At 63.8% G+C, this 25,230-nt stretch carries 21 protein-coding genes, 1 rRNA gene and 1 pseudogene; 20 read left to right on the plus strand and 3 right to left on the minus strand.

What is annotated here, in order from left to right:
* The first annotated feature begins 58 nt into the window (after positions 1 to 58).
* Positions 59 to 174 (plus strand): 5S ribosomal RNA (rrf, locus tag PPL01S_RS00005).
* Positions 175 to 249: 75 nt separating this feature from the next.
* Here rrf and PPL01S_RS00010 read toward each other — a convergent pair.
* Positions 250 to 939 (minus strand): GntR family transcriptional regulator, encoded by a 690-nt coding sequence (locus PPL01S_RS00010; RefSeq protein ID WP_028625019.1) that lies wholly within the window; start codon positions 937 to 939, stop codon positions 250 to 252.
* 220 nt (positions 940 to 1,159) lie between these two features.
* Between PPL01S_RS00010 and lapG the strand changes: the two genes are divergently transcribed.
* Complete coding sequence (gene lapG / locus PPL01S_RS00015) at positions 1,160 to 1,903, plus strand: cysteine protease LapG (protein ID WP_174435899.1); 744 nt, start codon at positions 1,160 to 1,162, stop codon at positions 1,901 to 1,903.
* 10 nt (positions 1,904 to 1,913) lie between these two features.
* Positions 1,914 to 3,857 carry a cyclic di-GMP receptor LapD gene (lapD, locus tag PPL01S_RS00020; RefSeq protein ID WP_016392373.1) on the plus strand — a complete coding sequence of 648 codons (1,944 nt, stop codon included), beginning with the start codon at positions 1,914 to 1,916 and terminating at the stop codon, positions 3,855 to 3,857.
* 36 nt (positions 3,858 to 3,893) lie between these two features.
* Here lapD and PPL01S_RS00025 read toward each other — a convergent pair whose 3' ends face one another.
* The gene (locus PPL01S_RS00025) at positions 3,894 to 4,235 is read right to left on the minus strand and encodes a hypothetical protein (protein ID WP_016392374.1); all 342 of its coding nucleotides are present in this window, start codon (positions 4,233 to 4,235) and stop codon (positions 3,894 to 3,896) included.
* Between the two features lie 364 nt (positions 4,236 to 4,599).
* Between PPL01S_RS00025 and bcsE the strand changes: the two genes are divergently transcribed.
* The 16 genes and pseudogenes from bcsE to PPL01S_RS00105 all read left to right on the plus strand — a co-directional run bounded on the left by bcsE (position 4,600) and on the right by PPL01S_RS00105 (position 23,622).
* Complete coding sequence (gene bcsE, locus PPL01S_RS00030; protein ID WP_028625021.1) at positions 4,600 to 6,090, plus strand: cellulose biosynthesis protein BcsE; 1,491 nt, start codon at positions 4,600 to 4,602, stop codon at positions 6,088 to 6,090.
* Complete coding sequence (bcsF, locus tag PPL01S_RS00035) at positions 6,087 to 6,272, plus strand: cellulose biosynthesis protein BcsF (protein ID WP_016392376.1); 186 nt, start codon at positions 6,087 to 6,089, stop codon at positions 6,270 to 6,272. The genes bcsE and bcsF overlap by 4 nt, the downstream gene beginning before the upstream one ends.
* Positions 6,265 to 7,884 (plus strand): cellulose biosynthesis protein BcsG, encoded by a 1,620-nt coding sequence (bcsG, locus tag PPL01S_RS00040; protein ID WP_016392377.1) that lies wholly within the window; start codon positions 6,265 to 6,267, stop codon positions 7,882 to 7,884. Before bcsF ends, bcsG begins: the two co-directional genes overlap by 8 nt.
* Positions 7,881 to 8,096, plus strand: a complete 216-nt coding sequence (bcsR, locus tag PPL01S_RS00045) for a cellulose biosynthesis protein BcsR (protein WP_033743093.1) — start codon at positions 7,881 to 7,883, stop codon at positions 8,094 to 8,096. Before bcsG ends, bcsR begins: the two co-directional genes overlap by 4 nt.
* Positions 8,093 to 8,809, plus strand: coding sequence for a cellulose biosynthesis protein BcsQ (gene bcsQ / locus PPL01S_RS00050; RefSeq protein WP_016392379.1), 717 nt, complete (start codon positions 8,093 to 8,095; stop codon positions 8,807 to 8,809). The genes bcsR and bcsQ overlap by 4 nt, the downstream gene beginning before the upstream one ends.
* Entirely contained in the window at positions 8,806 to 11,415 is a 2,610-nt protein-coding gene (bcsA, locus tag PPL01S_RS00055; protein ID WP_028625022.1) for a UDP-forming cellulose synthase catalytic subunit, read from the plus strand. The genes bcsQ and bcsA overlap by 4 nt, the downstream gene beginning before the upstream one ends.
* Positions 11,415 to 13,694 (plus strand): cellulose biosynthesis cyclic di-GMP-binding regulatory protein BcsB, encoded by a 2,280-nt coding sequence (gene bcsB / locus PPL01S_RS00060; protein ID WP_028625023.1) that lies wholly within the window; start codon positions 11,415 to 11,417, stop codon positions 13,692 to 13,694. Before bcsA ends, bcsB begins: the two co-directional genes overlap by 1 nt.
* A 2-nt stretch (positions 13,695 to 13,696) precedes the next feature.
* Positions 13,697 to 14,797 (plus strand): cellulose synthase complex periplasmic endoglucanase BcsZ, encoded by a 1,101-nt coding sequence (gene bcsZ, locus PPL01S_RS00065; RefSeq protein ID WP_016392382.1) that lies wholly within the window; start codon positions 13,697 to 13,699, stop codon positions 14,795 to 14,797.
* Entirely contained in the window at positions 14,785 to 18,309 is a 3,525-nt protein-coding gene (gene bcsC / locus PPL01S_RS00070) for a cellulose synthase complex outer membrane protein BcsC (protein ID WP_028625024.1), read from the plus strand. The genes bcsZ and bcsC overlap by 13 nt, the downstream gene beginning before the upstream one ends.
* Positions 18,310 to 18,521: 212 nt before the next feature.
* Positions 18,522 to 19,421, plus strand: a complete 900-nt coding sequence (locus PPL01S_RS00075) for a TauD/TfdA dioxygenase family protein (RefSeq protein WP_016392384.1) — start codon at positions 18,522 to 18,524, stop codon at positions 19,419 to 19,421.
* Between the two features lie 18 nt (positions 19,422 to 19,439).
* Positions 19,440 to 20,459, plus strand: coding sequence for an ABC transporter substrate-binding protein (locus PPL01S_RS00080; protein ID WP_016392385.1), 1,020 nt, complete (start codon positions 19,440 to 19,442; stop codon positions 20,457 to 20,459).
* 6 nt (positions 20,460 to 20,465) lie between these two features.
* Positions 20,466 to 21,329, plus strand: coding sequence for an ABC transporter ATP-binding protein (locus PPL01S_RS00085; RefSeq protein ID WP_016392386.1), 864 nt, complete (start codon positions 20,466 to 20,468; stop codon positions 21,327 to 21,329).
* A gap of 12 nt (positions 21,330 to 21,341) precedes the next feature.
* A complete protein-coding gene (locus PPL01S_RS00090) occupies positions 21,342 to 22,205 on the plus strand; it encodes an ABC transporter permease (RefSeq protein WP_016392387.1) in 864 nt (287 codons plus the stop codon).
* Positions 22,206 to 22,216: 11 nt separating this feature from the next.
* Positions 22,217 to 22,477 (plus strand): annotated as a pseudogene (locus PPL01S_RS00095) (type VI secretion system tube protein Hcp); the annotation flags it as partial.
* 78 nt (positions 22,478 to 22,555) lie between these two features.
* Complete coding sequence (locus tag PPL01S_RS00100; protein ID WP_016392389.1) at positions 22,556 to 23,266, plus strand: hypothetical protein; 711 nt, start codon at positions 22,556 to 22,558, stop codon at positions 23,264 to 23,266.
* Positions 23,263 to 23,622: a hypothetical protein gene (locus PPL01S_RS00105; RefSeq protein WP_016392390.1), complete on the plus strand. Its 360-nt coding sequence runs from the start codon at positions 23,263 to 23,265 to the stop codon at positions 23,620 to 23,622. The genes PPL01S_RS00100 and PPL01S_RS00105 overlap by 4 nt, the downstream gene beginning before the upstream one ends.
* Positions 23,623 to 23,696: 74 nt before the next feature.
* On the opposite strand, the gene PPL01S_RS00110 is transcribed toward PPL01S_RS00105, so the two are convergent.
* Positions 23,697 to 24,254 (minus strand): WYL domain-containing protein, encoded by a 558-nt coding sequence (locus PPL01S_RS00110; RefSeq protein ID WP_016392391.1) that lies wholly within the window; start codon positions 24,252 to 24,254, stop codon positions 23,697 to 23,699.
* A gap of 206 nt (positions 24,255 to 24,460) precedes the next feature.
* Between PPL01S_RS00110 and PPL01S_RS00115 the strand changes: the two genes are divergently transcribed.
* On the plus strand, positions 24,461 to 25,230 hold a 770-nt coding region (locus PPL01S_RS00115), incomplete at its 3' end, for a tetratricopeptide repeat protein (RefSeq protein ID WP_042155078.1).

Below are 25,230 nucleotides of genomic sequence, written 5' to 3' on the forward strand. Positions count from 1 at the left end.
AAGTAGAAGCATAGAGATTCGCAGGCACGTCCCGAGGACGGGCCAGCACACAGAATTTCTTGACGACCATAGAGCATTGGAACCACCTGATCCCATCCCGAACTCAGTAGTGAAACGATGTATCGCCGATGGTAGTGTGGGGTTTCCCCATGTGAGAGTAGGTCATCGTCAAGATTCAAACAAAAAGCCCCTGTCTGCATCGCAGACAGGGGCTTTTTCTTTTCCGGCTCAGTCACATGACGGCAGGCCTTACCTGGCCACCTGTTTGTCCAGATAGGCCCTCATGACCCTGGCTGCCTTGTTCAGGTGCTGCTCAAGCACCTTTACAGACTCTTCCACCCGCTTGTCGCTGGCCGCATTCACCAGCGCGTTATGGTCGTCCTGGGTAAGTTTGCCCAAGCCCATCGATGACAAGTGGAAGCGCAGGAAGCGTTCTTCCTGATTGAGCTCGTTTTCAATCAAGCGCAGCAGCTTCTGATTCGGTGCCTTGCCATACAGCGCCATATGAAACAGCCGGTTCAGCCGGCCAATTTCCGCATGCCGGGTTTCGTTTTCCAACTGCTCGATGTATTGGCGGGCGCTGGCAATGTCAGCGGCATCGAGCAAGGGTATCGATTGGCGCAATGCCTCGCTTTCCAGAATTACCCGCAACGCGTAAGTATCGACAGCGTCTTCGCCTATCAAGGGAGCGACCACTGCACCTTTGTGCAGCTCCACCCTCAGCAGCGATTGGGCTTCGAGTTGGCGCAGCGCTTCACGCACGGGCATGCGACTGACGCCGTACAAGGTGGCGAGTTCCTGTTGACGCACAGCGGTGCCAGGCGGCAACCGGCCATCGAGAATGGCATTGCGCAGTCGCTCTTCGATCTCGCCACGAGCCAAATGTGCCGGTAGCTGCTCCGCTTTGAGCACATTGCTAAGTTTAATTTTCTCGGCCACGCGAAGTCTGCCTCGACGACGAAAGTTGGATCCAATGAAACTAATGACAGGCAAGGGGGCTTGTCAAACCAACCCGCGCGCTGGAGCGCGAGAAGCAAGCCATCAGCTATGGTGGATGAAGTCGCTTGGCAAAGAAAGCGCTACACCCTAAGCGTTATCAATAAAGTGATGACGCTCCGACTACTGGGCGCGTGATTTCAACGTGCCATTGTTTTTTGAAATGCCAAGCCCCACCATCGCGGCTTACGACTGCTCAGAACAGGTCTTCGCAGTGGCGATATCCTGGTTACCCAAAACCGCCGTGCGTCGTGTCGGCTTTGCCGTGCTGCTGGGTAGCCTGCTACTGGGCGGTTTGCACGCGGATTGGGATTTCACTGAGATCAGCCGCCGATCACAGGCCTTGTATGGCCCCCTCGGTGCCGGGAAGGACCGCATCGACGCCTGGCAGAACCTGATGGCCACACAGAGCCAAGGCACCGAGCTGCAGCGCCTGCAGGCGGTCAATCGCTTCTTCAACCAGCAGCTGCGCTACGTCGAAGACATCGACCTGTGGCGAGAAGTGGATTACTGGGCCACACCGATCCAGGCCCTGATCAAGGGTGCCGGCGATTGTGAAGACTACGCCATCGCCAAGTATTTCAGCCTCCGGCGCATGGGTATCCCCAGCGACAAGCTGCGCATCACCTACGTCAAGGCCCTGCGCCAGAACCGTGTGCATATGGTACTGACCTATTATTCAACTCCACAGGCACAGCCGCTGGTGCTCGACAGCCTGATGGACGCGATCAAGCCCGCCAGCCAACGTACTGACCTGTTGCCGGTCTACGCCTTCAATGGCGAAGGCCTGTGGCTGACCGGCGCCGCAGGCAACAAGAAAGTCGGCGACACCAAGCGGCTGTCACGCTGGCAGGACTTGTTGAAAAAAATGCAGGCCGAAGGGTTCCCGGCCGAACCGGTCTACTGAAGGAGCGCAGATGTCACTGTTCAAACAATTGCTGTTGGCCATATGCCTGTTCCTGGTGGTCGCGTTCAGCGGCAGTTTCATGGTCAGCCTGGAAAGCTCGCGCAGCCAGTACGTCAACCAGCTGCGCTCGCATGCTCAGGATGCAGCCACTGCTCTGGCCCTGTCGATGACGCCGAACATCGATGACCCGGCGATGGTGGAGCTGATGGTCAGCTCGATATTCGACAGTGGCTATTACGCAAGCATCAAGGTCATCGACCTGGGCTCCAACGCAGTGCTGGTAGAGCGTCATGCCGAACCGGATCCCGGCCATGTCCCGAGCTGGTTCATCCACCTGATCGGCCTTGAAGCGGCTGGCGGCGACGCCATCGTCAGCCGTGGTTGGCAGCAGGCTGCCCGGGTCGAGGTGATCAGCCACCCGATGTTCGCGATCGGCAAGCTTTGGCAGAGCGCGCTGGGCAGCCTGGGCTGGCTGCTGCTGTGTGGTGCGGCAAGCGCAGCGCTGGGAGCCTTGCTGTTGCGCCGACAGTTGCGCCCGTTGGACGCCATGGTCGAACAGTCCCACGCCATTGCCCGACGGGAATTCATCGGCCTGCCCGAGCCTCGCACGCCGGAGCTGCGCCGGGTCGTCCAGGCACTGAACCAGATGGTCGACAAGCTCAAGGCGCTGTTCAGCGAACAGGCCGAGCGCAGTGAGCGACTGCGTGCCGAGTCCTACCAGGACAGCTTGACCGGGTTGTCGAACCGGCGCTACTTCGAGATGCAGCTCAACACCCGGGTCAGCAACATGGAAGAGTCCCGTGCCGGCTACCTGCTGTTGCTGCGTGTGCAGGGCCTTGCAGCGCTGAATGCGCGTCTCGGCGGGCAACGTACCGATCAGCTGTTGCAAGCCGTAGGCGAGCAGCTGCGGCGCTCCTGTGCCAGCTTCCCGGAGACCAACGACCTGATCTCGCGCAGTCGCGGTGGGGAGTTCGCGGTGCTGGCACCTGGCATGGTCCATGAAGACGCGGTGCGGCTGGCCCAGGCCCTTGAGGCAGCCCTGCAAAGCTTGCACGAGACGGGCGCCAGCGATATCTCGCCGGTCGCCTGTATCGGCTTGGCACCGTTCAGTCCAGGCGATGCCCCGCAGACACTGCTGACGTTGGCCGACGAGGCACTGGCGCGTGCCGAGAACCAGCCGACGCCTGGTTGGGTATGCCTCGAGCAGGGCGCGGCCGCCGTTGCCGGCGACAACCAGCACGAATGGCATGCTCGCCTGGACAACGCGTTTGTCGCCAGCCAGTTCGTACTGTTCTTCCAGCCGGTGGTGGATGCCCATGCGCGTCAGCGGCTGCTTCACTACAAAGTGGTCTCGCGGCTGCATGACGACGATGCCGAGGCATTGCCTGCGGGTCGATTCCTGCCCTGGCTGGAACGTTTCGGATGGATGCCGCGGCTGGATCTGCTGGTGCTGGAAAAAGCCCTCGCACACCTGCGCAGCCATGATCAGGTGCTGGCGGTGAACCTGTCCGCCGCGACGCTGGCCGACCCCGCGACCCTGCAGCGGATCCATGAGTTGCTGGGCCAGAACACGGCCCTGGGTTCGCGCCTGATCTTCGAGATCGGCGAAGAACAGCTGCCCGAGCAGGCTGCGCTCGAACAACTGACCCATCGCCTGCGTGGCCTCGGTTTCAACCTGGCGCTGCAACGTTTTGGTGGCCGCTTCAGCATGATCGGCAACCTGGCGAATCTGGGCCTGGCGTACTTGAAGGTCGATGGCAGCTACATCCGCAACATCGACCAGGAACAGCACAAGCGGTTGTTCATCGAAGCCATCCAGCGCGCGGCGCACAGCATCGACCTGCCGCTGATTGCCGAGCGGGTGGAGACAGAAGGGGAGCGGCTGGTGCTCGTGGAAATGGGGGTCAGTGGTATCCAGGGTCAGTTGGTTGGCGAACCTGCGCCCTGGCGTTGATGCCGGTCATGCTGGAGGGGCAAGACGCCTCTGGGTTCAGATCAACCCGCCGTCCTCTTCATCTTCGATCAGGTTGTTCAGGCTGCCCAGAGCCTTGCGCGCCGTCGAGCGGCTGAGCAGTTTGGCCTGGGCCCCCGCAGGCAGGTCTGTGATGCTGATCACGCCCTTGGTGGTCAGCACTTCGATCAAGTCCTCGAGCACACGTATCATGTCCAGGTCGCTCTGCTTGAGCTGCTTGAGACTGTTTTCGACGACGTCGTCGGCAAACCATTGCGCGATGTCGGCATGGTCGGCCGGCAGCATTTCGGTGTATTCGGCGTAAGGGGCGGCTTCCACCCGCTGCAACACGCCGCTGGCATCACGCTGCACGTAGAACATGGCGTCCATCCTCGTCTCTTCAGTGCCTTGAGTGCTGGCTAACGCGCAGCATAGGCAATCTTGCGGCACTGCGCCTTACGGAGGGGAGGTTCTGATCAGACGGATGCGCTGTCCGGGCGACAGATATTCGTTTGCAGGGTGCGTCAGTTTGCCCCTGGCAAACGTGTGCGATGGCGACTTAAATAGCATCTTGACAGTATTTTGCCTGAGTGCTGTAGAATTGACGGTCCAACTCATGCTTGATCTGCAAGTGCCGTGTTTTTGACATTTTCTGCCGTCAAAAAGCCGCAACCTGCATGCGTGCGGCTTCCATTCCCGAATCAGCTTCGATTTCGAATTCCGAGTCATCGTTTTGACGAAAAGTATTCCGTTGTTGGCTATTCCCGGTTTGGGTGCCGAGCATAGTCAGTTACATGAGCAAGGCTTGTATTGGTTAGCCTGTGACACCACAGAAAGCGCCGCTACGCTCTGCCGCCAAGTCATCGCTGCCATGCCTGAACAGGGCAGGGCGGCGTTGTTGGCTGATGCGCGCGTGATGCAAGAGGCCCTCGAAGGGCTGGACCCGGCGTGCGGCCCTGCGGAACTGGCCTTGTACGAGGCTGACACGCGGGCAATCCTGCAGCTTGAGCAAGACCTGCCGCGCATCGACTTGCCGGGCCGGGTGCTGGTGGCACTGGTGCCAGCGGCTGCCTGGGAAGGCGGCAAGGTCGAGCGCTGGTGCCAGGCCCTGCGCCAGGCGGCACTCGCAGCCGGTTCACTGGTCGTGGTGATCAGTGAAGGTCAAAGCGCCTCGCTGATCGAGCGCCTGCGCGCGTTCAACCAGTCCCTCGACGGCCTTGCCCAGCTCTACCGTGGCCAGGGCAGTGTGCGCTATCTGCAGCATTACTGGAGCAACAGGCTTGGCGTTGCCGGCCCTCTGGACGTCGAACTGGCGCGCCGCAGCAGTGGCTTTGCGGTTGCCGGCCGGCTTCAGCCGTTGTCCGATGCCGGTGGCGACGAATTGCTGTGCCTGGCCCAGAGTCAGGTGCTTGAGGGTGCGCCGGCATTGTCCGAGCACTGGCAAGTGTTCGACAGCATCGGCGAAGTGGCCGCCAAGGCCAATCTCGCGGTGTCGGCGACGGTGATCTTTGCCATGGACGGTGGGCAGCGCCTCGACGTGCTGGCCCGTCATCTGCACACCTTGCGGCAACTGCGCGGCAATGCCCTGAAGCTGGTGGTGCGTGAAATGGCGCCGACGCTGCGTTATCAGGACGAGCAACTGTTGCTGGCCTGTGGGGCCAGCCAGATCGTGCCGTTCGGCGCCAGTCTTTCGCGCTTCCTGACCATGGTCGACAGCATCCAGGGTTATGTCTGGCGTCGCCACTTGCCGTCTGATTTCGATGCCTTGCTCGCCCGCCTGCGGCCGATGCCGATCTGTGGCCTGGTAGCGCCGCGCGCCTTTTCCGAGGCGGTACAGCAGATGTGGCACGGTCACCGCAACGGTGAAATCGTGCACCAGCTGCTGGTGCTGCATCCCGCGCCGGGCCTGAGCCCGTTGCAGGCCTGCTCGCGCACGGTGTTCCGCCGCGATGGTGATATCGCCTGCGTGGTCGGCGAGGTGCTGTTCCTGTTCCTGTTCGCCTGCCGCTCGGAAGGTGTCGAACAGGCACTGGACCACATTTTCCAGTTGTCCTGGAAAGAGCTGTTCATCAGCCAGGAGGTTCTGGTCAATATCGACAGCCTGGGCGCCGCGGCTTTCCTCGACGAAACCCCGCCGCAGCCGCCGCTGGCCGAGTCGATGGCGCTGCCGTCGGCGTTGAAGAGACCCGCCCTGATGCCACGGCAGATTGACCTGCGTGCCGGGGGGGCAGCATGAACTTCGCGCAATTGCTCCAGGTAGTCGGCGTCAGTGCGCTGGTTACCTTCATCCTGGTCATGCTCGTGCTGCGCGTGCGCGCCATGGTGCAAGACTGGCTCAGCCGCCATCTGCGGCCCCGTTACCTGAAGCCGGTGGGTGTTCGCCGCCGTGTAGTGCGTCAGGAACCTGATCATGACTAGTTCGACTTTCTCCTCGGCAGCGACCCGTTGGCAAGGCCTTGGGGCCTGGAACCTGTACTTCCTGGCCAAGTTCCTGTTGGTCGCCATCGGCATGCTCGATTTCCAGGCGCTGCCCAACCTGCTGTTCGCCGCGTTCCTGCTGATCCCGCTGCCGTTGCGCTGGCTGCGCATCGCGCGCCAGGTGGTAGCCGTGCCGGTGGGCGTCGCCCTGTTCTATCACGACACCTGGCTGCCACCGTTCCAGCGCCTGCTGGCGCAACCGGGCGTACTCGATTTCTCGTGGGACTACCTGCTGGAACTGTTGGCCCGGTTCATCAACTGGAACCTGGTCGGTGCCCTGGTGCTGTTGCTGCTGGGGTATCTGTTCCTGCGGCACTGGCTGCGCCTGAGCACCTTGAGCCTCGTCGGCCTGGCGTGGCTGGCGGTGGGTGGGCTGCCGTCGTTGAGCCCCGCAGGCAGCCAGCCGGTCGTTGCCGGTGCTGCCAGCCCGACTGCCACCACTGCCACGGCATCTGCAACCGCAGACAATGCGACCTTGAACGCTTGGCTCGACCGCTTCTTCACCAGCGAACGGCAACGCGTGACCACCTTCCCGGCCGTCAAGCCGGACGAGCAGACGTTCGACCTGCTGGTGATCAATGTGTGCTCGTTGGCCTGGGATGACCTCTCGGCCGTCGGCATGCACGACAACCCCCTGTTCTCGCGCATGGACGTGGTCTTCGACCAGTTCAACTCGGCCACCTCCTACAGTGGCCCGGCGGCAATCCGCATGCTGCGGGCAAGCTGTGGTCAATCGTCCCACGCGGGCCTGTACCAGCAGGCGCCCGAGCAGTGCCTGCTGTTCCAGAACCTGGCCAAGCTCGGCTTCCAGAGCCAGACGTTGCTCAACCACAGCGGGCGCTTCGACAACTTCATCGGCGACATCACCAGCCAGCACATGCCCCAGCCGGGTTTCAGCGTCAGCGACTTCCCACGGGCGCTGGTCAGCTTCGACGGCTCGCCGATCGCCGGCGACCTGGACGTCCTGCACGGCTGGTGGGGCAAGCGCAAGAGCTCTGGTGCCGAGCATGTCTCGCTGTTCTACAACACCATCAGCCTGCATGATGGCAACCGCATCGTGACCGCCGACGGCGGCACGCGCCCGGCCGATTACGCCACGCGGACCAATCGCCTGTTCGGCGACCTCGGCAAGTTCCTCGACGAGCTCGAAGGCAGCGGCCGCCGCGTGGTGGTCGCCATCGTTCCCGAGCACGGTGCTGCCCTGCACGGTGACCGCATGCAGTTGTCCGGCATGCGCGAAATCCCCACGCCGTCGATCACCCACGTGCCGGTCGGCCTCAAGTTCATCGGCATGGGCCAGCCCTCCCGCAGCGAGCCGCTGAAAGTGACGGCACCGACCAGCTTCCTGGCGCTGTCGGAACTGGTGTCGCGTGTCTACGCGGGCCTCGGAGCGGGCCAGACCCTCGACCTGCCAAGCCTGCTGACCGATCTGCCGACCACCGAGCGGGTGTCGGAAACCTCCGGCGCCCAGGTCCTGGACTACCAGGGCCAGACCTACATGCGCCTGCAAGGCCAGCCGGATTGGCAGCCTCTTCCCAAGGAGAACCCATGATGACTGGCAAAGCCGACCCCTCCGATCGCAGTGACGATATCGCCCAGCTGCGCCAGTACCTGGGCATGCCTGCCATGAGCTACCAGGACATCTCCATGATGGTCGGCGTACAGCAGGCCTTGCAGCGCTGGCCGCTGCTGGGCGAAAGCTGCATGGCCCGCCGTGGCGACGCTGCCGAGCGATCCGGCCGATCCGAGGTCACGCTGCCATGATCAGCCTGGCGTTGCATGGTCTGCGCGGAGGGTTGGGCCGTACCGCGCTGCTGGCCGCGCTGGGCTATGCCATGCGTGAGCTGGGCGAGCGCGTGCTGATGGTGGACATGTCTGCGGACAACTTGCTGGGCCTGCACTTCAACCTGCCGCTTGGCCAGCGCGAGGGTTGGGCAAGCGCCGAACTGCAGGGGCGGCCCTTCGGCGAGCCTGTGTACGAGGTGCTTGATGGGCTGTGCCTGATGCCTTTCGGCGAGGTGGCGGATGACCGACTCCACGACCTGGACGCCTGCCAGCAGCCCGACGTGTGGCGCGCGCGCCAGGCTGCACTGGCCGAGCATTTCGACTGGCTGCTGTACGACCTGCCTCACCCGGCAGCGGCCAGCGCCACGCGCAGCTTCGACACCGACATGCGGATCCTGGTGGCCGAGGCCGAGATGACCAGCCACATCTTGCTCGGTCGCCAGCCGATCGAGCGTTACGACATGCTGCTGGTCAATCGCTTCGACCCTGCCAGCAGCCTGCAGAACGATGTGCTGATGGTGTGGCGGGACCAGTATCGCAACCAGTTGCCGCTGCATCTGGTGCACCGTGACGAAGCGTTCGCCGAGGCCTTCGCCTGCAAGGCGCCGGTGGGGCACTATGCGCCCCAGTGCCTGGCCTCGCGGGACGTCCAGAGCCTGGCGGTGCGCTGCCTGGCGAGGCGGCAAGCGTGAACGTGACGCCACGCTCGGCCTACGCCTACTACACCGCGTGCGGTGCGCACCGGTCGGTTGCCGTGCTGTTCACCCTGGGCGTGTGGGTGGCGTTCCTGTTCCTGCGGCTCGAATCCCCTTCCTGGCAGGCGGTGCTGGCCGAGCGTCAGCGCCTGTTCCCGCAGTTCGTTGGCAAGCGGCCGACGCTGGGCGACCCGCTACGCCTGTTGATCCAGTGCCTGTGGCTGCTGCTGCGGCGTGCGCCGCAACCTCGCAAGCCGAGCCGGCCACGGCGCGCCTGGTCCTTCGCGATCGGTCACCTGAAAGGAGCATGGAAGGTGCTGCGCAAGGGCCGGGCGCGGCTGGCAGACACCATGCGCCAGGTACCGGCACGCGTTCGCAACAGCGACTTGCAGCTCGATGCTGCCCAACGCCTGCGCCGGCTGAGCGTGTTCGGCCGCCGCCTGTTCTATACCGTGGTCACCGCGTGCGCCGTGCTCCTGGCCTTGCTCTGCGTGACCGAGCCGTTCGGCTACCTGGCGCAGCTGGTATTCATCTTCCTGCTGTGGGGCATCGCCATGCTGGTGCGCTACATGCCGGGCCGTTTCCCGACGCTGATGCTGATCGTGCTGTCGACGATCATCTCGTGCCGTTACCTGTGGTGGCGCTACACCTCGACCTTGAACTGGAACGACACGGTGGACCTGGTCTGTGGCGTGATTCTGCTCGCCGCCGAGACCTACTCCTGGCTGGTGCTGATCCTCGGTTACATCCAGACCTGCTGGCCGCTGGAGCGCAAGCCGGCTGACCTGCCGCAAGACCTCGCGCGCTGGCCGACGGTCGACCTGATGATCCCCACCTACAACGAGGATCTGTCGGTGGTGCGCACCACCGTGCTCGCCGCCCTGGGCCTGGACTGGCCGCGTGAGTGCCTGCGCATCCACATCCTCGATGATGGCAAGCGCGACGCGTTTCGCGCCTTCGCCGAAGAGGTCGGGGTGGGCTACATCGTGCGGCCGAACAACAAGCACGCCAAGGCCGGCAACCTCAACCATGCGCTGGGCATCACCGACGGCGAGCTGATCGCCATCTTCGACTGCGACCACGTGCCGGTGCGTTCTTTCCTGCAGATGACGGTCGGCTGGTTCCTCAAGGACCCCAAGCTGGCGTTGGTGCAGACGCCCCATCACTTCTTCTCGCCCGACCCGTTCGAGCGCAACCTGGGCTCCTTCCGCCGTCGCCCCAACGAAGGCGAGCTGTTCTACGGGTTGATCCAGGACGGCAACGACATGTGGAACGCCGCCTTCTTCTGCGGCTCCTGTGCCGTGCTACGGCGTACCGCACTGGAGGACATTGGTGGCTTTGCCGTCGAAACGGTGACCGAAGATGCCCATACCGCGTTGCGCATGCACCGCCAGGGCTGGACCTCGGCCTACCTGAGCATTCCCCAGGCGGCGGGCCTGGCCACCGAAAGCCTGTCGGCACACATCGGCCAGCGCATCCGCTGGGCGCGCGGCATGGTGCAGATCTTCCGTACCGACAACCCCTTGCTCGGCCGCGGGCTCAGCCTGTTCCAGCGGGTCTGCTACGCCAACGCCATGCTGCACTTCCTCGCCGGGCTTCCGCGGCTGGTGTTCCTCACCGCACCGCTGGCGTTCCTGTTGCTGCACGCCTACATCATCTACGCGCCCGCGGTGATGATCCTGCTCTATGTGCTGCCGCACATGATTCACGCCAGCCTCACCAACGCGCGCATGCAGGGCAAGTACCGGCGGACCTTCTGGGGCGAGGTCTACGAGACCGTACTGGCCTGGTACATCGCCCGCCCGACCACGGTCGCGCTGTTCGCGCCGAAGAAAGGCAAGTTCAACGTCACGGCCAAGGGCGGCCTGATGGAAGAGGGGCAGTTCGACTGGCGCATCGCCCAGCCTTACCTGTTCCTCGCCGGGCTCAATGTGGCTGGCCTGGGCTTTGCCGTCTGGCGCCTGTGCACCGGCCCGGTCGCGGAAATCGGCACGGTGATCGTCAGCTCGTTGTGGGTGCTCTACAACCTGCTGATCATCGGCGCCGCCTGCGCGGTTGCCGCTGAAGTGCGCCAGGTGCGTCGTGCGCACCGGGTGCAGATGAACTTGCCGGCCGCGCTGCTGCTGGAAAGTGGCCACGGTTTCCCCTGCACCCTGGTCGATTACTCCGACGGTGGCATCGGCCTGCAGTTGGGTGACGGTGTGTCGCCTGCTCCAGGCGAACGCGTGCGTCTGCTGCTCAGCCGCGGGCAGCGCGAATTTGCCTTCAATGCAAGGGTGACCCGCATCGTCGGCCGCCATGTGGGCCTGACCTTCGAAGGCCTCAGCCAGCAGCAGCGCATCGACCTGGTGCATTGCACCTTTGCCCGTGCCGATGCCTGGCTGGGCTGGCAGGACACTCACGAAGTCGAGCGCCCGCTGCGCAGCTTCGTCGACGTGCTCAAGCTGGGCGGCGTCGGCTACCTGCGGCTGGTTGAACACGCACCTGGTTGGCTGCGCCGGCCGCTGCTGCCGGTGCGCGACCTGGTGCGCTGGCTGGGCAGCTACCTGCCGCGCACCCCCCGACCTCTTCCTTCCACGAACCTTGTTGACCGAGACGCATGATGACTCGTTATCCCGCACGCACCTGGGGCCTGGCGATGGCGCTGCTTGCCTCGCTGTTCCAGAACGCTGCTGTCGCTGATGTAGCCCCCCTTGTCGTGCCGGCCGAGCCATCGGTGCCCACCTGGCCGGTGACCCAGACGTTCGAGCAGCTCGGCAGGCCGTCCGACAGCCTGCTGTTGGGAGTTCGCAACAGCGAGATCATCGAGTTCGGTGTGCGCCGGGACCGCCTGGCGACCGATGCGCTGCTGCAACTGGACTACACCCCATCGCCGGCACTGTTGCCGAACCTGTCCCACGTGCGCGTGTACCTCAACGATGAGCTGATGGGCGTGGTGCCGATCGAGAAGGACCAGCTCGGCCAGCGCGTGCGCCGCCAGATGCCCCTGGACCCGAAGCTGATCAGCGACTTCAACCGGGTGCGCCTGGAGTTCGTCGGGCATTACACCGATATCTGTGAAGACCCCGCGCACAGCGGGCTGTGGCTGAACGTCAACCGCAAGAGCCAAGTCCAGTTGCGCGAGCAGGCGCTGGCGCTGGAAAACGACCTGGCCTACTTCCCGCTGCCGTTCTTCGATGCGCGTGATACTGCCAAGCTCGAGCTGCCAGTGGTTTTCGCCGCTGCGCCGACCTTGGGCGAGCAGCGTGCCGCAGCGATCCTCGCGTCGTACTTCGGCAGCAAGGCGGGCTGGCGCAAGGCGACCTTCCCGGTGTCGTTCGACAGCCTGCCTGCCAGCGGCGAAAAGCCCCGGCCTGCCATCGTCTTCGCCACCAACGAGCGACGCCCGGCATTTATCGCCGACCTGGAAAAATTCCCGGCGGTCGATGGCCCAGTGGTGCAGTTGATCGACCACCCGAGCGATCGCTGGGGCAAGCTGTTGCTGGTGCTTGGCCGCAACGACGAAGACCTGGTCAAGGCCGCGTCGGCACTGGCTGTCGGCAGCGACCTGTTCCGCGGCTCGCGGGTCAAGGTCGAGCAGGTCACCGCCCTGCAGCCGCGCAAGCCCTACGATGCGCCGAACTGGACGCGTACCGACCGGCCGGTGCGTTTCTCCGAGCTGCTCGACTACCCCGAGCAGCTGCAGGTCAGCGGCTTGCAGCCGCGGCCGATCACCCTGGATGTGAACCTGCCGCCGGACCTGTTCGTCTGGCGCAACCAGGGCATCCCGCTGCAGACCCTGTATCGCTACACGCCGCCAGCGGTCACCGACGAATCGCGCCTGAGCATCAGCGTCAATGACCAGTACATCACCAGCATGCCGCTGGTGGGCAACGACCGGCGCAGCAGCACCCTGGAAGAAATGCGCCTGAATGTGCTGTCCACCGACAGCACCGCCTTGACCGAGCAGTCGCTGGTGCCGGCACTGAAGATCGGTGCGCGCAACCGCCTGCGTTTCGACTTCAGCTTTGCCAGCACCCTGGGCAGCGCCCAGCGCGACCATTGCCAGACCTCGCTGCCGGTGGACGTGCGCGCGGCGATCGACGAAAACTCGACTATCGACCTGTCCGGCTACCACCACTACATGGCCATGCCGGACCTGCGTGCCTTCGTCCGTAGCGGCTTCCCCTACAGCCGCATGGCCGACCTGTCCGAGACCCTGATCGTGGTGCCGGCCAAGCCCACGGCGATGCAGGTGGGTACGCTGCTCGACGTGATCAGCAGCATCGGCGGACAGGTCGGCTACCCGGCCCTGAACGTGCGGCTGAGCGACGACTGGAAGCAGGCCGCGGACGCCGATGCCGACCTGCTGCTGATCGGCAGCCTGCCCGAAGACTTGCGCGAGCAGCCAAACCTTGGCCTGTTGCTCAACGCCCAACGTGACTGGATGGTGCAGGGGCGTGTGCTGGAGCAATCCGGCAACCGCCGCTTCGACACCTCGCCGGTGGTCTCCAACAGCCGGGTCGAAGTCAGCGCCCAGGCGCCGATCGCGGCGATCACCGGCCTGAAGTCGCCTTTCCACGAGCAGCGTAGCGTCGTCGCGCTGCTGGCCAGCTCCGATGCCGCTTACGCCTTGCTGCGCGATGTACTGGCAGATTCCGGCAAGCTCGATGCAGTGGCAGGCTCCGTGGCCCTGGTACGCAGCAGCGGCGTCAGCAGCCAGTTCGTTGGCGAGCACTACTATGTCGGCCAGCTGCCATGGTGGCTGCTGCTGTGGTTCCACCTGTCCGACTACCCGGCGCTGATCGCCGTGATCGCCACCGTCAGCGTGCTGCTGTTCGCCTTCCTGTTGTGGCGTGCGCTGCGCTGGGCCGGGCGTCGTCGCCTGAACGGGGCCGATTGACCATGCGCCCGCTGCTGGCCTTGCTGCTGGTGCTGTGCATGCCCGCTGTCGCCACGGCGTCGGCGGCTTGCCCGTGGCCGGCCTGGGAGCGCTTCAAGAGCGAACTGGTCAGCGCCGACGGGCGGGTAATCGACCGCAGTGACCAGCGCCTGGTCACCACCTCCGAAGGGCAGAGCTATGCGCTGTTCTTCGCCCTGGTCGGCAATGACCGCGAGACGTTCGCCAAGCTGTTGCGCTGGACGGGCAACAACCTGGCTGAAGGCGACCTTTCGCGCCATCTGCCGGCCTGGCTGTGGGGCCGCGACAAGCAGCAATGGCAGGTGCTGGACAGCAACAATGCCAGCGACGCCGACCTGTGGATCGCCTATAGCCTGCTCGAAGCGGGGCGGCTGTGGAACGCACCCACCTATTCCCAGCTGGGCACGCAGATGCTCTGGCGCATCGCCGCGCAGACCGTGCGCAAGCTGCCAGGCCTGGGGGTGATGCTGCTGCCTGCCGACTATGGCTTCGACGACACCCGTGGCTGGCGCCTGAACCCCAGCTACCTGCCGCCGCAACTGTTCGACCGCTTTGCCCTCGTGGACCCGATGTGGGGCGAGATGGCGAGCAATGTCCGTCGCCTCTGGCTCCGCGCATCGCCCAAGGGCTTTGCGCCGGACTGGCTGCTGTGGACGCCGGCTGCAGGCGTTGAGCCCGACCCCGAGCACGGCAGTGCCGGGGACTACGACGCCATCCGTGTGTACCTGTGGCTGGGCATGCTGGCCAACGGCGCGCCGCAGCGCGAGGAACTGCTGCGGCACTTTGCGCCGATGGTCGCAGCCACCGCGCAGAGCGGCCTGCCACCGGAAAGCGTCGATGCTCGCAGCGGCAAGCAGAGCGGTCATGGGCCGGTGGGCTTTTCTGCGGCGCTGCTGCCGCTGCTCGCTGATGACCCTGCAGCGCTCGAGGGCCAGCGCAAGCGGCTGCGCGAACAGCCCGCCGAGGCGCAGGCGTACTACAACCAGGTCCTGGCCATGTTCGGCCAGGGCTGGGACGAAGCCCGCTATCGCTTCGACAATCAAGGCCGTCTGCTGCCTGCCTGGAGTGCTTCATGTTCCGAATGATCGGCGTGCTGACGCTGGCCGCGTTGTCCTGTGCCGTGTCGGCACAGCCCAGGGACCGGGAAGAGCAGCGCCAATGGCTGCTCGAACAGGTGCGTATCGGTGAAGCGTTGCACCGCGACGACCTGGTTCACGACGCCCTGGCGCGCTTGCGCCTGCTCGATCCGCGCAACCCTGATGCCTTGCTGGCCGCCTTGAGCCTGGCACTGCGTGAGCAGAAGCCCGAGGAAGCCGAGCAACTGCGCGCACGCATCGCGCAAGTGGCGCCCGGCAGCCGTCAGGATCGGCAAGCCCGGCGCCTGCTGCAACTGCAGCAGCCGGAACAGGCGCAGCGCCTGCAGCAGGCACGCCTGATGGCCGTGACCGGGCGCTATGACGAAGCCCTGGTTGCCTATGACCAGTTGTTCGCCGGTGAGCCGCCGAGCCTTGAGCTGGCGCTGGACTACTGGCGCGTGCGCGGCAACCTGGCCGGGCAGCGGCCGGAAGCGATCCGCCAGCTGCAGCAGCTCGATCGCCAGTACCCGGGCAATGCCGGCCTGCGCCAGACCTTGGCCAGCTGGCTGTTCAGCGAGGACCGTGACAGCGAGGCCCTGGCCGTGCTCGACCAGTTGTCGCGCGACCCGACGGCACGCGATGCGGCGGCGCAGCGCGAGTTCGACTACCTGTCCGAGCAGCCGGTCAATGCCGGCAGCGTCGCTGCATGGCAGGCGTTCATCCGGCGTTATCCCGCGTCGCCGCTGTTGCCGCTGGCCAGCGATAACCTCAAGCAGCAGCGCACCCTGGTGGGCGACCCGGCCTGGCAGGCCGGGCAACGCGGCCAGGCACTGCTCGATCAGGACCGTAATGCCCAGGCCGAGGCACAGCTGCGCCTGGCCCTGCGTGGCTATCCCGACGATGCCAGCCTGCACGGTGCGCTTGGCGTCGCGTTGATGCGCCAGCGCCGCTATTCGGAAGCGAACGCGTCATTTCACCGCGCCGTGGCCATCGAGCAGAACACCCGCTTGATGAGCAAATGGAAAGACCTCGAGGCCTCCAGCCAGTACTGGGGGATGCTGCAGAAAGCCGATGGTGCGCTGGCCAAGCAAGACCTGCGCACCGCGCGCTCGCTTTACCAGCAGGCGCGTCGACAACGCCCGCAGGACGAGTTCGCCTTGCTCGGGTTGGCCGATGTGTCGTTTGCCGAAGGCGACCTGGCCGGCGCCGAGCGGCAGTACCTGCAGGTGCAGCGCATGGTGCCTGGCAATGAAAGTGCGGTGCGTGGCCTGATGCGGATCTACCAGGCGCAGTCGACCGACAAGGCCGAAGCCTATCTGGACAGCTTGCCGCGCGCCCAACAGGCCCAGTTCGCCAGCTTGCGCCGCAGCCTGGAGCTTGGCCGCCTGCGCGAGCAGGGCGATGCGGCATTGCAACGTCAGGACTGGGCCACTGCCAGCCGGGTCCTGGGGAAGGCTGCCGAGCTGGCCCCCGATGAGCCCTGGCTGGCCTACCAGTTGGCCAGCAGCCTGCGCCAGCAGGGTCGCAACGCCGAAGCCGATGCCGCATTCAACCGGGTGCTGCAGCGCCAGCCTGCCGACCCCGCCACGCGCTATGCCCATGGCCTGTACCTGGAGTCCAGCGACCGTGACGCACAGGTCCAGGACACCCTGCGTGCTGTACCGCAAGGCGCCTGGACCGACGACATGCGCACCCTCGACAAGCGCGTGCGCTGGCGCATGACCCTGGCCCAGGCCCAGCGCCTGCAGGACCAGGGCCGCACCGAAGAGGCCACAGCCGTGCTGGAGGCCGGTCTGGCCCATGGCGACGGCGACCCGGACGATCTTCTGCTGATGGCGGACTGGGCCGCAGAGCGGGGCGACCAGCGCAAGGCGCTGGGTTACTACCAGCGCGTGCTGCAGGTTCAGCCGCAGCGCGCCGAGGCCCGCCTTGGCGTGATGGAGAGCTGGATCGCCGACGGCGACCTGGCCCGTGTGCGCCAGGCATTGAACGCGCAGCCGCTGCAATTGACCGACGAGCAAAGCGATGCCCAGCGGCGTCTGGCCGCGGTCTGGGCTGCGCTGGGTGAAAAGGAAAAGGCTGCCCGGTTGCTGGAGCATGTCGCCTCAAGGCAGGCACAGCCCGACCCGGTGCTGCGCCGCGACGCGGCCCGGCTGGTGGCTGCCGACGATCCGCAGCGGGCGCTGGATCTCTATGCAGCGGCCATGGCCGATGCGCAGTTGCTCAGCCGCGACGCGGTGGCACCACGTGACGACCGCGCCCTGACCTATGCCAGCCGCGCGAAGGACACCGATGACTGGCTGGCGCGCGGTCTGCGCAGCGACGTCGATGAGCTTTACCAGCAGCGCAATACCAGCGTTACCCTCATGCACGACTACGGCTGGCGCAAGAATGACGGTACCGACGGTATTTCCCGGCTGAGTACCCAAACGACCTTGCTGCATGTCGACACCCCCTGGGAAGACGGCAGGGCGTTTGCGCGCGTGGAACGCATCGGCATGGATGCGGGTTCGTTCGACGTGGACGGCAGCAACAAGCACACAGAGGATTTTGGTTCTTGTCAGTTCCGCAAGACCCCTGACGGTAGACCTGTGGGCTGTGAGGGCAGCTCGGAAAGCGCCAACGGTGGTGTTCTGGCGGTGGGCTGGCAGAACGAACGTTGGGGCTTCGACCTGGGTACCACCCAAGGCTTCGAGGTCAACAACTGGTTGGGCGGAGCGATCGTCAACGGCGACATCGGACAGGTCGGCTGGTCGCTGTCCGCCTCGCGCCGGCCCATGAGCAACTCGCTGCTTTCGTTCGGCGGCACCCGCGACCCGAACACCAACATCCGCTGGGGTGGCGTGACGGCAAATGGCGGCACGCTTGGCCTGAGCTGGGACCAGGGCGGTGACCACGGCGTCTGGGCCAGCCTGGGGCACCACTGGCTGTATGGCGAGAATGTCGCTGACAACGAGCGCACGCGCATCATGGCGGGCTACTACCGCCGCGTGGTGGAAAGGGCGGACGAGCGCATGCGCGTCGGTCTGACCGTGATGCGCTGGAATTATGACAAGGACCTGGGTGGCTACAGCCTGGGTCAGGGTGGGTACTACAGCCCTGAACGCTACGAATCGATCGGTGTCCCCGTCAGCTATGCCTGGCGCAATTATGATTGGTCGTTCCTGTTGGAGAGTTCGGTCAGTTGGTCCCGTGCCCACAGCGGGAGCAACCCGCTGTATCCGGACTCTGGCGTCAACCGCAAGATACTGGAGCACTTCGATATCACGGACATCAGTCAGACCAACATCAACGAAATGACTGAATCCAGCGACAGCACCGGCCTGGGTTACCGTCTGCATGGCGCGTTCGAACGGCGCCTGAACGATCGCTGGGCCCTGGGTGGTGGTTTCGACTGGCAGCACAGCGACGACTACACACCCAGCCATGCCATGCTCTACGTGCGCTACCTGTTCGAGCCCTGGCGCGGCAACCTGGCCTTGCCCGTGACCTCGCTGGAGCCCTACAGCGAGTGGCGCTGAGGGGCCCTCGCGGCCCCCGGTGGCGAATGAACGGCTTCATATGGTTATTCGCTAACGGTATTTAAATTATTTTTCTTATGCCTTTATAGTCACTCCCACTGCGTACCCGTCGACCAATCGATGCGCCGCACGACTTGAACCCACACGGGTAATCCCCGTGCGTTTCTGATCGTTGCGCGCCATTGAAGTCGCGCACTGCGTGGGAGTGAAACATGCCAGCCGCCTCGAACGCCTTGTCGTCCATCGACAGCGCCCAGCCGCAACTTTTCGACATCCGTCCGTTCTCCGGTGCCGTTGGCGCCGAGATCGTCGGCCTGGACCTGGCCAAGCCAGTCAGCGCCGAGGATTTCAGCCGAATTCATCGCGCCCACCTCGACCACCACGTGCTGGTGTTCCGTGATCAGCGCATCAGCCCGCAGCAGCAGATCGACTTCAGCCGCCGCTTCGGCGAGTTGCAGATCCATGTGCTCAAGCAGTTCCTGCTCGCCGGCCACCCCGAGATCCTGATCGTTTCCAACATCATCGAGAACGGCCAGAACATTGGCCTGGGCGATGCCGGCAAGTTCTGGCATTCGGACCTCTCCTACAAGGAACTCCCCAGCCTCGGCTCCATGCTCCACGCCCAGGAGCTGCCCAGCGAAGGCGGCGACACCTTGTTCGCCGACATGCACAAAGCCTGGGATGCCGTGCCTGAAGCCCTGCGCAAGGTGATCGAAGGCCGCGATGCCGCCCACTCGTACACCGCTCGCTACGCCGAGACCAAATTCGAAGGCAACTGGCGTCCGACCCTGACTGCCGAACAGCTCGCCCAGGTGCAAGAGGTCATCCACCCGGTGGTGCGTACCCACCCGGAAAACGGCCGCAAGGCGCTGTTCGTCAGCGAGGGCTTCACCACCCGCATCGTCGGCCTGCCAGACGATGAAAGCCGCGATGTGCTGCAGCAGCTGTACGCCCTGAGCGTGCTCGAGCAGAACATCTATCGCCACCAATGGCAGCCCCATGACCTGGTGTTCTGGGACAACCGTTCGCTGATCCACCTGGCCACCGGCTGCCCCGCGCACCTGCGGCGCAAATTGTTCCGTACCACCATCCAGGGCGATGCCCCGTTCTGACGACTGAGGAAAAACATCATGCGCAAATCCATCAGCCGCCTGGCGGCAAGCATCGGCCTGGGCGCCAGCCTGGTTGTCGGCAGCCTTGCGGCGCCCAGCGTGGCACACGCCGAAGGCAAAATCCGCATCGCCGAGCAGTTCGGCATCGTCTACCTGTTGCTCAACGTGGTGCGTGACCAGCACTTGATCGAAAAACATGGCAAGGAGCAGGGCATCGACATCGAAGTCGACTGGGCCCAGCTCTCCGGTGGCGCGGCGATCAACGACGCGCTGCTGTCCGGGTCGGTGGATATCGCCGGTGCCGGCGTCGGCCCGCTGCTGACCGTGTGGGACCGCACCAAAGGCCGGCAGAACGTCAAGGCCGTGGCTTCGCTGGGCAACTTCCCGTACTACCTGGTCAGCAGCAACCCGAACGTGAAGACCATCGCCGACATTTCCGAGAAGGACCGCATTGCCGTGCCTGCGGTGGGCGTGTCGGTGCAATCGCGCTTCCTGCAGTACGCCGCTGCCCAGCAGTGGGGTGACAAGGAATACAACCGTCTCGACAAGTACACCCTGGCTGTGCCGCACCCGGATGCCACCGCCGCGCTGCTGGCCGGTGGCACCGAACTGAACGGGCACTTCTCCAACCCGCCGTTCCAGGACCAGGCGCTGGCCAACAAGGACGTGCACGTGGTGCTCAACAGTTATGACCTGCTCGGCCCCAACTCGCCGACCCTGCTGTTCGCCACCGAGAAATTCCGCAACGACAACCCCAAGACCTACAAGGCCTTCGTCGACGCCCTGGCCGAGGCGGCGGACTTCGCCCAGAAGGACAAGGCCGCAGCGGCGGATACCTACATCCGCGTGACCAAGGCCAAGATCGACCGCGACGCGCTGATCAAGCTGATCGACAACCCGCAGTACGAGTTCACCGTCACGCCGAAGAACACCTACAAGCTGGCTGAATTTCTCTACCGGGTCGGTGCCATCAAGCACAAGCCGGAATCGTGGAAGGACTACTTCTTCCAGGACCAACGCCCGCTGCAGGGGAGCTGACCGACCATGACCGCCCCATTGCCAGGCCACACGGCCAGCAACCTGAGCCGTGTCGCTACACCGCCGCTGCTCGAGGTGGATAACCTGAGCCTCGAATACCGCACCGCGCAGCGCGTAGTGCGGGCCACTCATCAGGTCAGCTTCGAAGTCGACCGGGCCGACCGCTTCGTCCTGCTCGGCCCGTCCGGTTGCGGCAAGTCCACCTTGCTCAAGGCCGTGGCGGGCTTCATCAGCCCCCAGGAAGGCCAGATACGGCTGCAGGGCCAGCCGGTCAAAGGCCCCGGCCCTGACCGCATCGTGGTGTTCCAGGAGTTCGACCAGTTGCCACCGTGGAAGACGGTGAAGCAGAACGTCATGTTCCCCTTGCGGGTGTCCGGCCAGCTCAAGCGCGCCGAAGCCGAGGAGCGCGCCTTGCACTACCTGGACAAGGTCGGCCTGGCGGCCTTCGCCGATGCCTATCCGCACACCTTGTCGGGCGGCATGAAAGCGCGGGTGGCGATCGCCCGGGCCTTGGCCACCCAGCCCAAGATCCTGTTGATGGACGAACCCTTCGCCGCACTCGATGCACTGACCCGACGCAAGATGCAGGAAGAACTGCTGCTGCTGTGGGAGGAGGTGCGTTTCACCTTGCTGTTCGTCACCCACTCGATCGAGGAGGCGCTGGTGGTGGGCAACCGCATCCTGCTGCTGTCGCCGCACCCGGGACGGGTACGGGCCGAGGTGCACAGTCACCAGTACGACCTCGGCAGCCTGGGTGCCAGCGACTTCCAGGCCAGCGCACGGCGCATCCATCGCCTGCTGTTCGACGAGGTCGATGCCCCGGAGCAGGCCGCTGACCTGGGCTTCAACGACATTCGCATCGCTTACTGAGGAGCTTCAGCCATGACCACTACACCTGTACGCCAGGAATACGAGGTGCAGCTGGAGCCACTGCTCAGCGTGCCTGTGGAACGCAACCTGCCGTTGGCCCAGCGCCTGTGGCAGCACGGGGCGTTGCGCAAGGCGGTGATCCTCGTGATGATCGCGGTACTGTGGGAAGCCATTGCCCGCTACCAGGGCAACGACCTGCTGCTGCCGACCTTCCTGCAGACCGCAGCCGCGCTCTGGGACGGCCTTGCCAGCGGCGAACTGCCGGCCAAGGTCGGCGTGTCGCTGGTGATCCTGCTCAAGGGCTACGTGCTCGGTATCGTCCTGGCCTTCGGCCTCACCAGCCTGGCCGTGTCGACGCAACTGGGCCGCGACCTGCTGGGCACCCTGACCTCGATGTTCAACCCGCTGCCGGCCATTGCCCTGTTGCCATTGGCTCTGCTGTGGTTCGGGCTGGGCGACAACAGCCTGATCTTCGTGCTGGTGCACTCGGTGCTCTGGGCGCTGGCGCTAAATACCTATGCGGGCTTTCTCGGGGTGTCGGAAACCTTGCGCATGGCGGGGCGCAACTATGGCCTGAAGGGTCTGAGGCTGGTGTTGCATGTGCTGGTGCCGGCGGCATTGCCGTCGATCCTGTCGGGGCTGAAGATCGGCTGGGCCTTTGCCTGGCGCACCTTGATCGCCGCCGAACTGGTGTTTGGCGCCAGCAGCGGCAAGGGCGGGCTGGGGTGGTACATCTTCCAGAATCGCAACGAGCTGTACACGGACAAGGTGTTTGCCGGGTTGGCGGTGGTGATCCTGATCGGGCTGCTGGTCGAAGGGTTGGTGTTCAATACCCTGGAACGGCTGACCGTGCGGCGCTGGGGGATGCAGCGGTAGGTGGCCTGTCCGCAGGGCAGCACCTGAAAGAAGTGAGGGTGGTCGTCTGCCGCGCCGGCAGTGACAAGCTCAAGTACTACGAAGTGGTACTCGAAGAAGTGATCATCGCCGATTACGCACAAAGCGCACGCGCTGGCGTGCCGACCGAAATCGTTCAACTCGACTATGGGCGTATCAAGACCACCTACACACGGCAGCAGCGCGTCGATGGCAGCGCGGGCGGCAATGTGACCGGTGGCTGGGACCGGATCGCCAACAAGAAGTTTGCGTGAGGGATGACCATGTCCGAAGCACGCAGCTTTATCAATCCCAGAGCGTAAAACTACGCAACGCTCAAGAACGCCACGCCGATGAATGCCAATCAGCGGGCCAAGTTCGATGTGCTGAATGCGCATATCGTCAACACCGTGGTCTTTGCCGGGGAGTTGGTGATCGTGGGTGATCCGAGTACGTCTTCCTGCACCAGTCATGAAGCTTTTCTCATGGCCAAGGCGGTGGGCATTCACCGCGACATCGTGTTCAACGATGGGGGCGTTGATGGCTTCCTGCTGGAGAACTTCGAGATGCTGCAAAGTCTGCTGGCACATGCATCTATGGGGGCGGGGGCAGCCAGCGATGGCTGGGCCAGGCACTTGGAGGCGATCAAGAAGACGATGGAGCAGATTGAGAAGGTGCACCGAGAACATATGAGTGGTGGTGTATTTAGGGGGCGCGAAGAATTTTATGCCAAGCGTTCGGCGCTGTTTATGCAACTGGGAAGTCAGCTTGACAAAGTTGCCGCCTATGGCTCTGGGTTGCGCAACCATGGTTCGATAAAGCGCATGTTGCAATTGTCCACCAAGCGCTATCTGAATTCTGGAGAAATTTCCGATTATGCTCAGAAAGTCAGTGCTACAGCAACCGCGATATGTTCGGTGGTATTCGGGGTGCCGAGTGGCGGCACAGGTGCGTTACTGTGTGCAGTCGTGGGCGGAGTTGCCGGGGGAGAAGTAGGAGGTGACAAAGGTAAAAGAAGCGGGGAATGGCTGGGGGAAGTTATTTACGAGAACATACAGCCATGAATGATTTTGTATTAAATATGATGGCAATAATTTCTCTTTTGGTGGGGGTGGCAGCGTTATTGGTTTTGTCGATCGTAGCGGTTCGTCATCTTGATGAGATAGAGGAAATGCTGTCGAAGAGCTCGTTTGTAGTTGGCAATAAGGTCCTTTACTCACGGGTGGGATTTATAGGAAAAATAATGCGAATTTGCACCGTCTCGATATTGCTGGCAATGCCGCAAGCGTTTGCACGTAAAGGGTTGGTTGACATGGCGCAATTAAACAAATTTCCTATTTCAATGAAAAGGCTTTTGGTGGCGGCCTGGTACACAATTTGTATTTCCTCAGTGATTTTTCTGGGATTCGGGACTTTTTAAAGAGGTATAAAATCTGTACTGGCCCTATCGTCAGCACTTGCACTGATCCCGACGCCGGGGCCAGTGCAGGCGAATCAACACTGGTACAGGGCAGCGGCCTTGCTCAAGGTCCTGGCGATCTCGTCCCGCAACCACAGGGGCTGCTCCACCATCACCCCATCCCCCTGGCTCAACACCCACCAGCGCAACGCCCAGCCATCGTTCAGTGTCGCCCGCAAGCAATGCCCGTGCTCCAGCGCAGTCAGTTGCATGTCGCCTCTCAACGGTGCATCCCGCAGCTGCCGCGCCACCTGATCGCTGATCCAGGCCTGCAGCTGCACCCCGGCATCCGCCGCCGACTGCAATGTGTCGCCACGCAGATAGTCCTGCAGGTGGAAATTCCCGCGCAGCTCACCCAGCGTATTCGCCGACCAGTGCCAGCCAAACGGAATGCTCTTGTCGTTACGCTCCAGTGGAAAGATCAACGACAGCTCGTTGAGGTCGCGCTCGACCGTACGTTTGCTGACCGTGAAGCCCACATCGCGCAGCCGCCAGACCATCTCGGCGCTGGTGATTCCTGGAGAGCGGCTGGGCAGCTGGCGCAGCAGCGCCCATTGACGGCTGAGGGTGGCGCGAGTGGTGGCTAACGGCAAAAGGTAACGTCCTTGTCTAGGCTTGCCGCATTAGCATGGCGGCATGAGCGAGTCATGGCAATTAGCCATAGGCCGCTCAAGTCAAGGAACACGCGATTGATTGCCACATGTCGAATCGTTCGCGACAGGTTTTGACGTGACATCGCGCAGAATCACGCCTCATCACAGCCGCGGTCGGGCCTGTGGATCGTTCAATGAGGATGAACATGTCTGCTGTCAGCAATATCCATTCGCTGCTCGCCCGTCTTTTGCCCGGGCAGGTGATTTGCCCTCCGACGCCTGTCGGCAGGCGGCAGCGCCTGTTCGCCGGGGTGGGTTTGCCCAGCCAGCGGACGTTGCTGGTCAGCCGACTGGATGAAGCATCGGACCTGCAGGACGTGTATGCCGACCTGCGCCAGCAGGCGCTGGCCGGTAACGTAGCGGCGCTCAACGACCTTGGCTGGATTTGGCTGAATGGCAAGTATTGGCGCGCCGATACCGTGTTGGCCGGGCATCTGCTGCGCATGGCAGCCCTGCAGGGCAATGCGGCGGCATGGTTCAACCTGGGGCAGCAACATTACTTCGGCAAGGGGGTCGAGACTTCCTATGTCCAGGCTGCCGAATGCTACCGGCAGGCATTCGAGCAAGGCCTGCTGCACGCCGCCGCCGCGCTTGGCGACTTGTACGAGGAAGAGGTCTGCGATGCGCAGCTCGACTGGCAGGTGGATCTGGCAAAGGCGTACCAATGGTTTATCCGTGGCGCCGAACGGGGTGAAGCGCGTTGTCGATTCGAAGTGGGGTATCGCCTGCTGCACGGTTTGTGCGTAGAGGCCGATATCAAGGCCGGGTTGTACTGGCTGGAGCTGGCGGCGGCGACCGGGGTGATGCAGGCAGCCGAGGAACTGGCGGTGCATTTCAGCCGGTTCGATGCGGCGCGCTACCTGGATTGGCGGGATCGGGCGGTGCAGATGGGCAGTACGTTGGCTTTGGCGATGAA

This window comes from Pseudomonas plecoglossicida NBRC 103162 = DSM 15088, from assembly GCF_000730665.1.
GTDB lineage: Bacteria > Pseudomonadota > Gammaproteobacteria > Pseudomonadales > Pseudomonadaceae > Aquipseudomonas > Aquipseudomonas plecoglossicida.

Excerpts from the sequence above, each read along its gene's own strand:
- lapG (WP_174435899.1), top strand. The coding sequence starts at position 1,160 with ATGCCAAGCCCCACCATCGCGGCTTACGACTGCTCAGAACAGGTCTTC.
- lapD (WP_016392373.1), top strand. The coding sequence starts at position 1,914 with ATGTCACTGTTCAAACAATTGCTGTTGGCCATATGCCTGTTCCTGGTG.
- PPL01S_RS00025 (WP_016392374.1), bottom strand. The coding sequence starts at position 4,235 with ATGTTCTACGTGCAGCGTGATGCCAGCGGCGTGTTGCAGCGGGTGGAA.
- bcsF (WP_016392376.1), top strand. The coding sequence starts at position 6,087 with ATGAACTTCGCGCAATTGCTCCAGGTAGTCGGCGTCAGTGCGCTGGTT.
- bcsG (WP_016392377.1), top strand. The coding sequence starts at position 6,265 with ATGACTAGTTCGACTTTCTCCTCGGCAGCGACCCGTTGGCAAGGCCTT.
- bcsR (WP_033743093.1), top strand. The coding sequence starts at position 7,881 with ATGATGACTGGCAAAGCCGACCCCTCCGATCGCAGTGACGATATCGCC.
- bcsQ (WP_016392379.1), top strand. The coding sequence starts at position 8,093 with ATGATCAGCCTGGCGTTGCATGGTCTGCGCGGAGGGTTGGGCCGTACC.
- bcsB (WP_028625023.1), top strand. The coding sequence starts at position 11,415 with ATGACTCGTTATCCCGCACGCACCTGGGGCCTGGCGATGGCGCTGCTT.
- bcsZ (WP_016392382.1), top strand. The coding sequence starts at position 13,697 with ATGCGCCCGCTGCTGGCCTTGCTGCTGGTGCTGTGCATGCCCGCTGTC.
- bcsC (WP_028625024.1), top strand. The coding sequence starts at position 14,785 with ATGTTCCGAATGATCGGCGTGCTGACGCTGGCCGCGTTGTCCTGTGCC.
- PPL01S_RS00075 (WP_016392384.1), top strand. The coding sequence starts at position 18,522 with ATGCCAGCCGCCTCGAACGCCTTGTCGTCCATCGACAGCGCCCAGCCG.
- PPL01S_RS00080 (WP_016392385.1), top strand. The coding sequence starts at position 19,440 with ATGCGCAAATCCATCAGCCGCCTGGCGGCAAGCATCGGCCTGGGCGCC.
- PPL01S_RS00085 (WP_016392386.1), top strand. The coding sequence starts at position 20,466 with ATGACCGCCCCATTGCCAGGCCACACGGCCAGCAACCTGAGCCGTGTC.
- PPL01S_RS00090 (WP_016392387.1), top strand. The coding sequence starts at position 21,342 with ATGACCACTACACCTGTACGCCAGGAATACGAGGTGCAGCTGGAGCCA.
- PPL01S_RS00100 (WP_016392389.1), top strand. The coding sequence starts at position 22,556 with ATGAATGCCAATCAGCGGGCCAAGTTCGATGTGCTGAATGCGCATATC.
- PPL01S_RS00105 (WP_016392390.1), top strand. The coding sequence starts at position 23,263 with ATGAATGATTTTGTATTAAATATGATGGCAATAATTTCTCTTTTGGTG.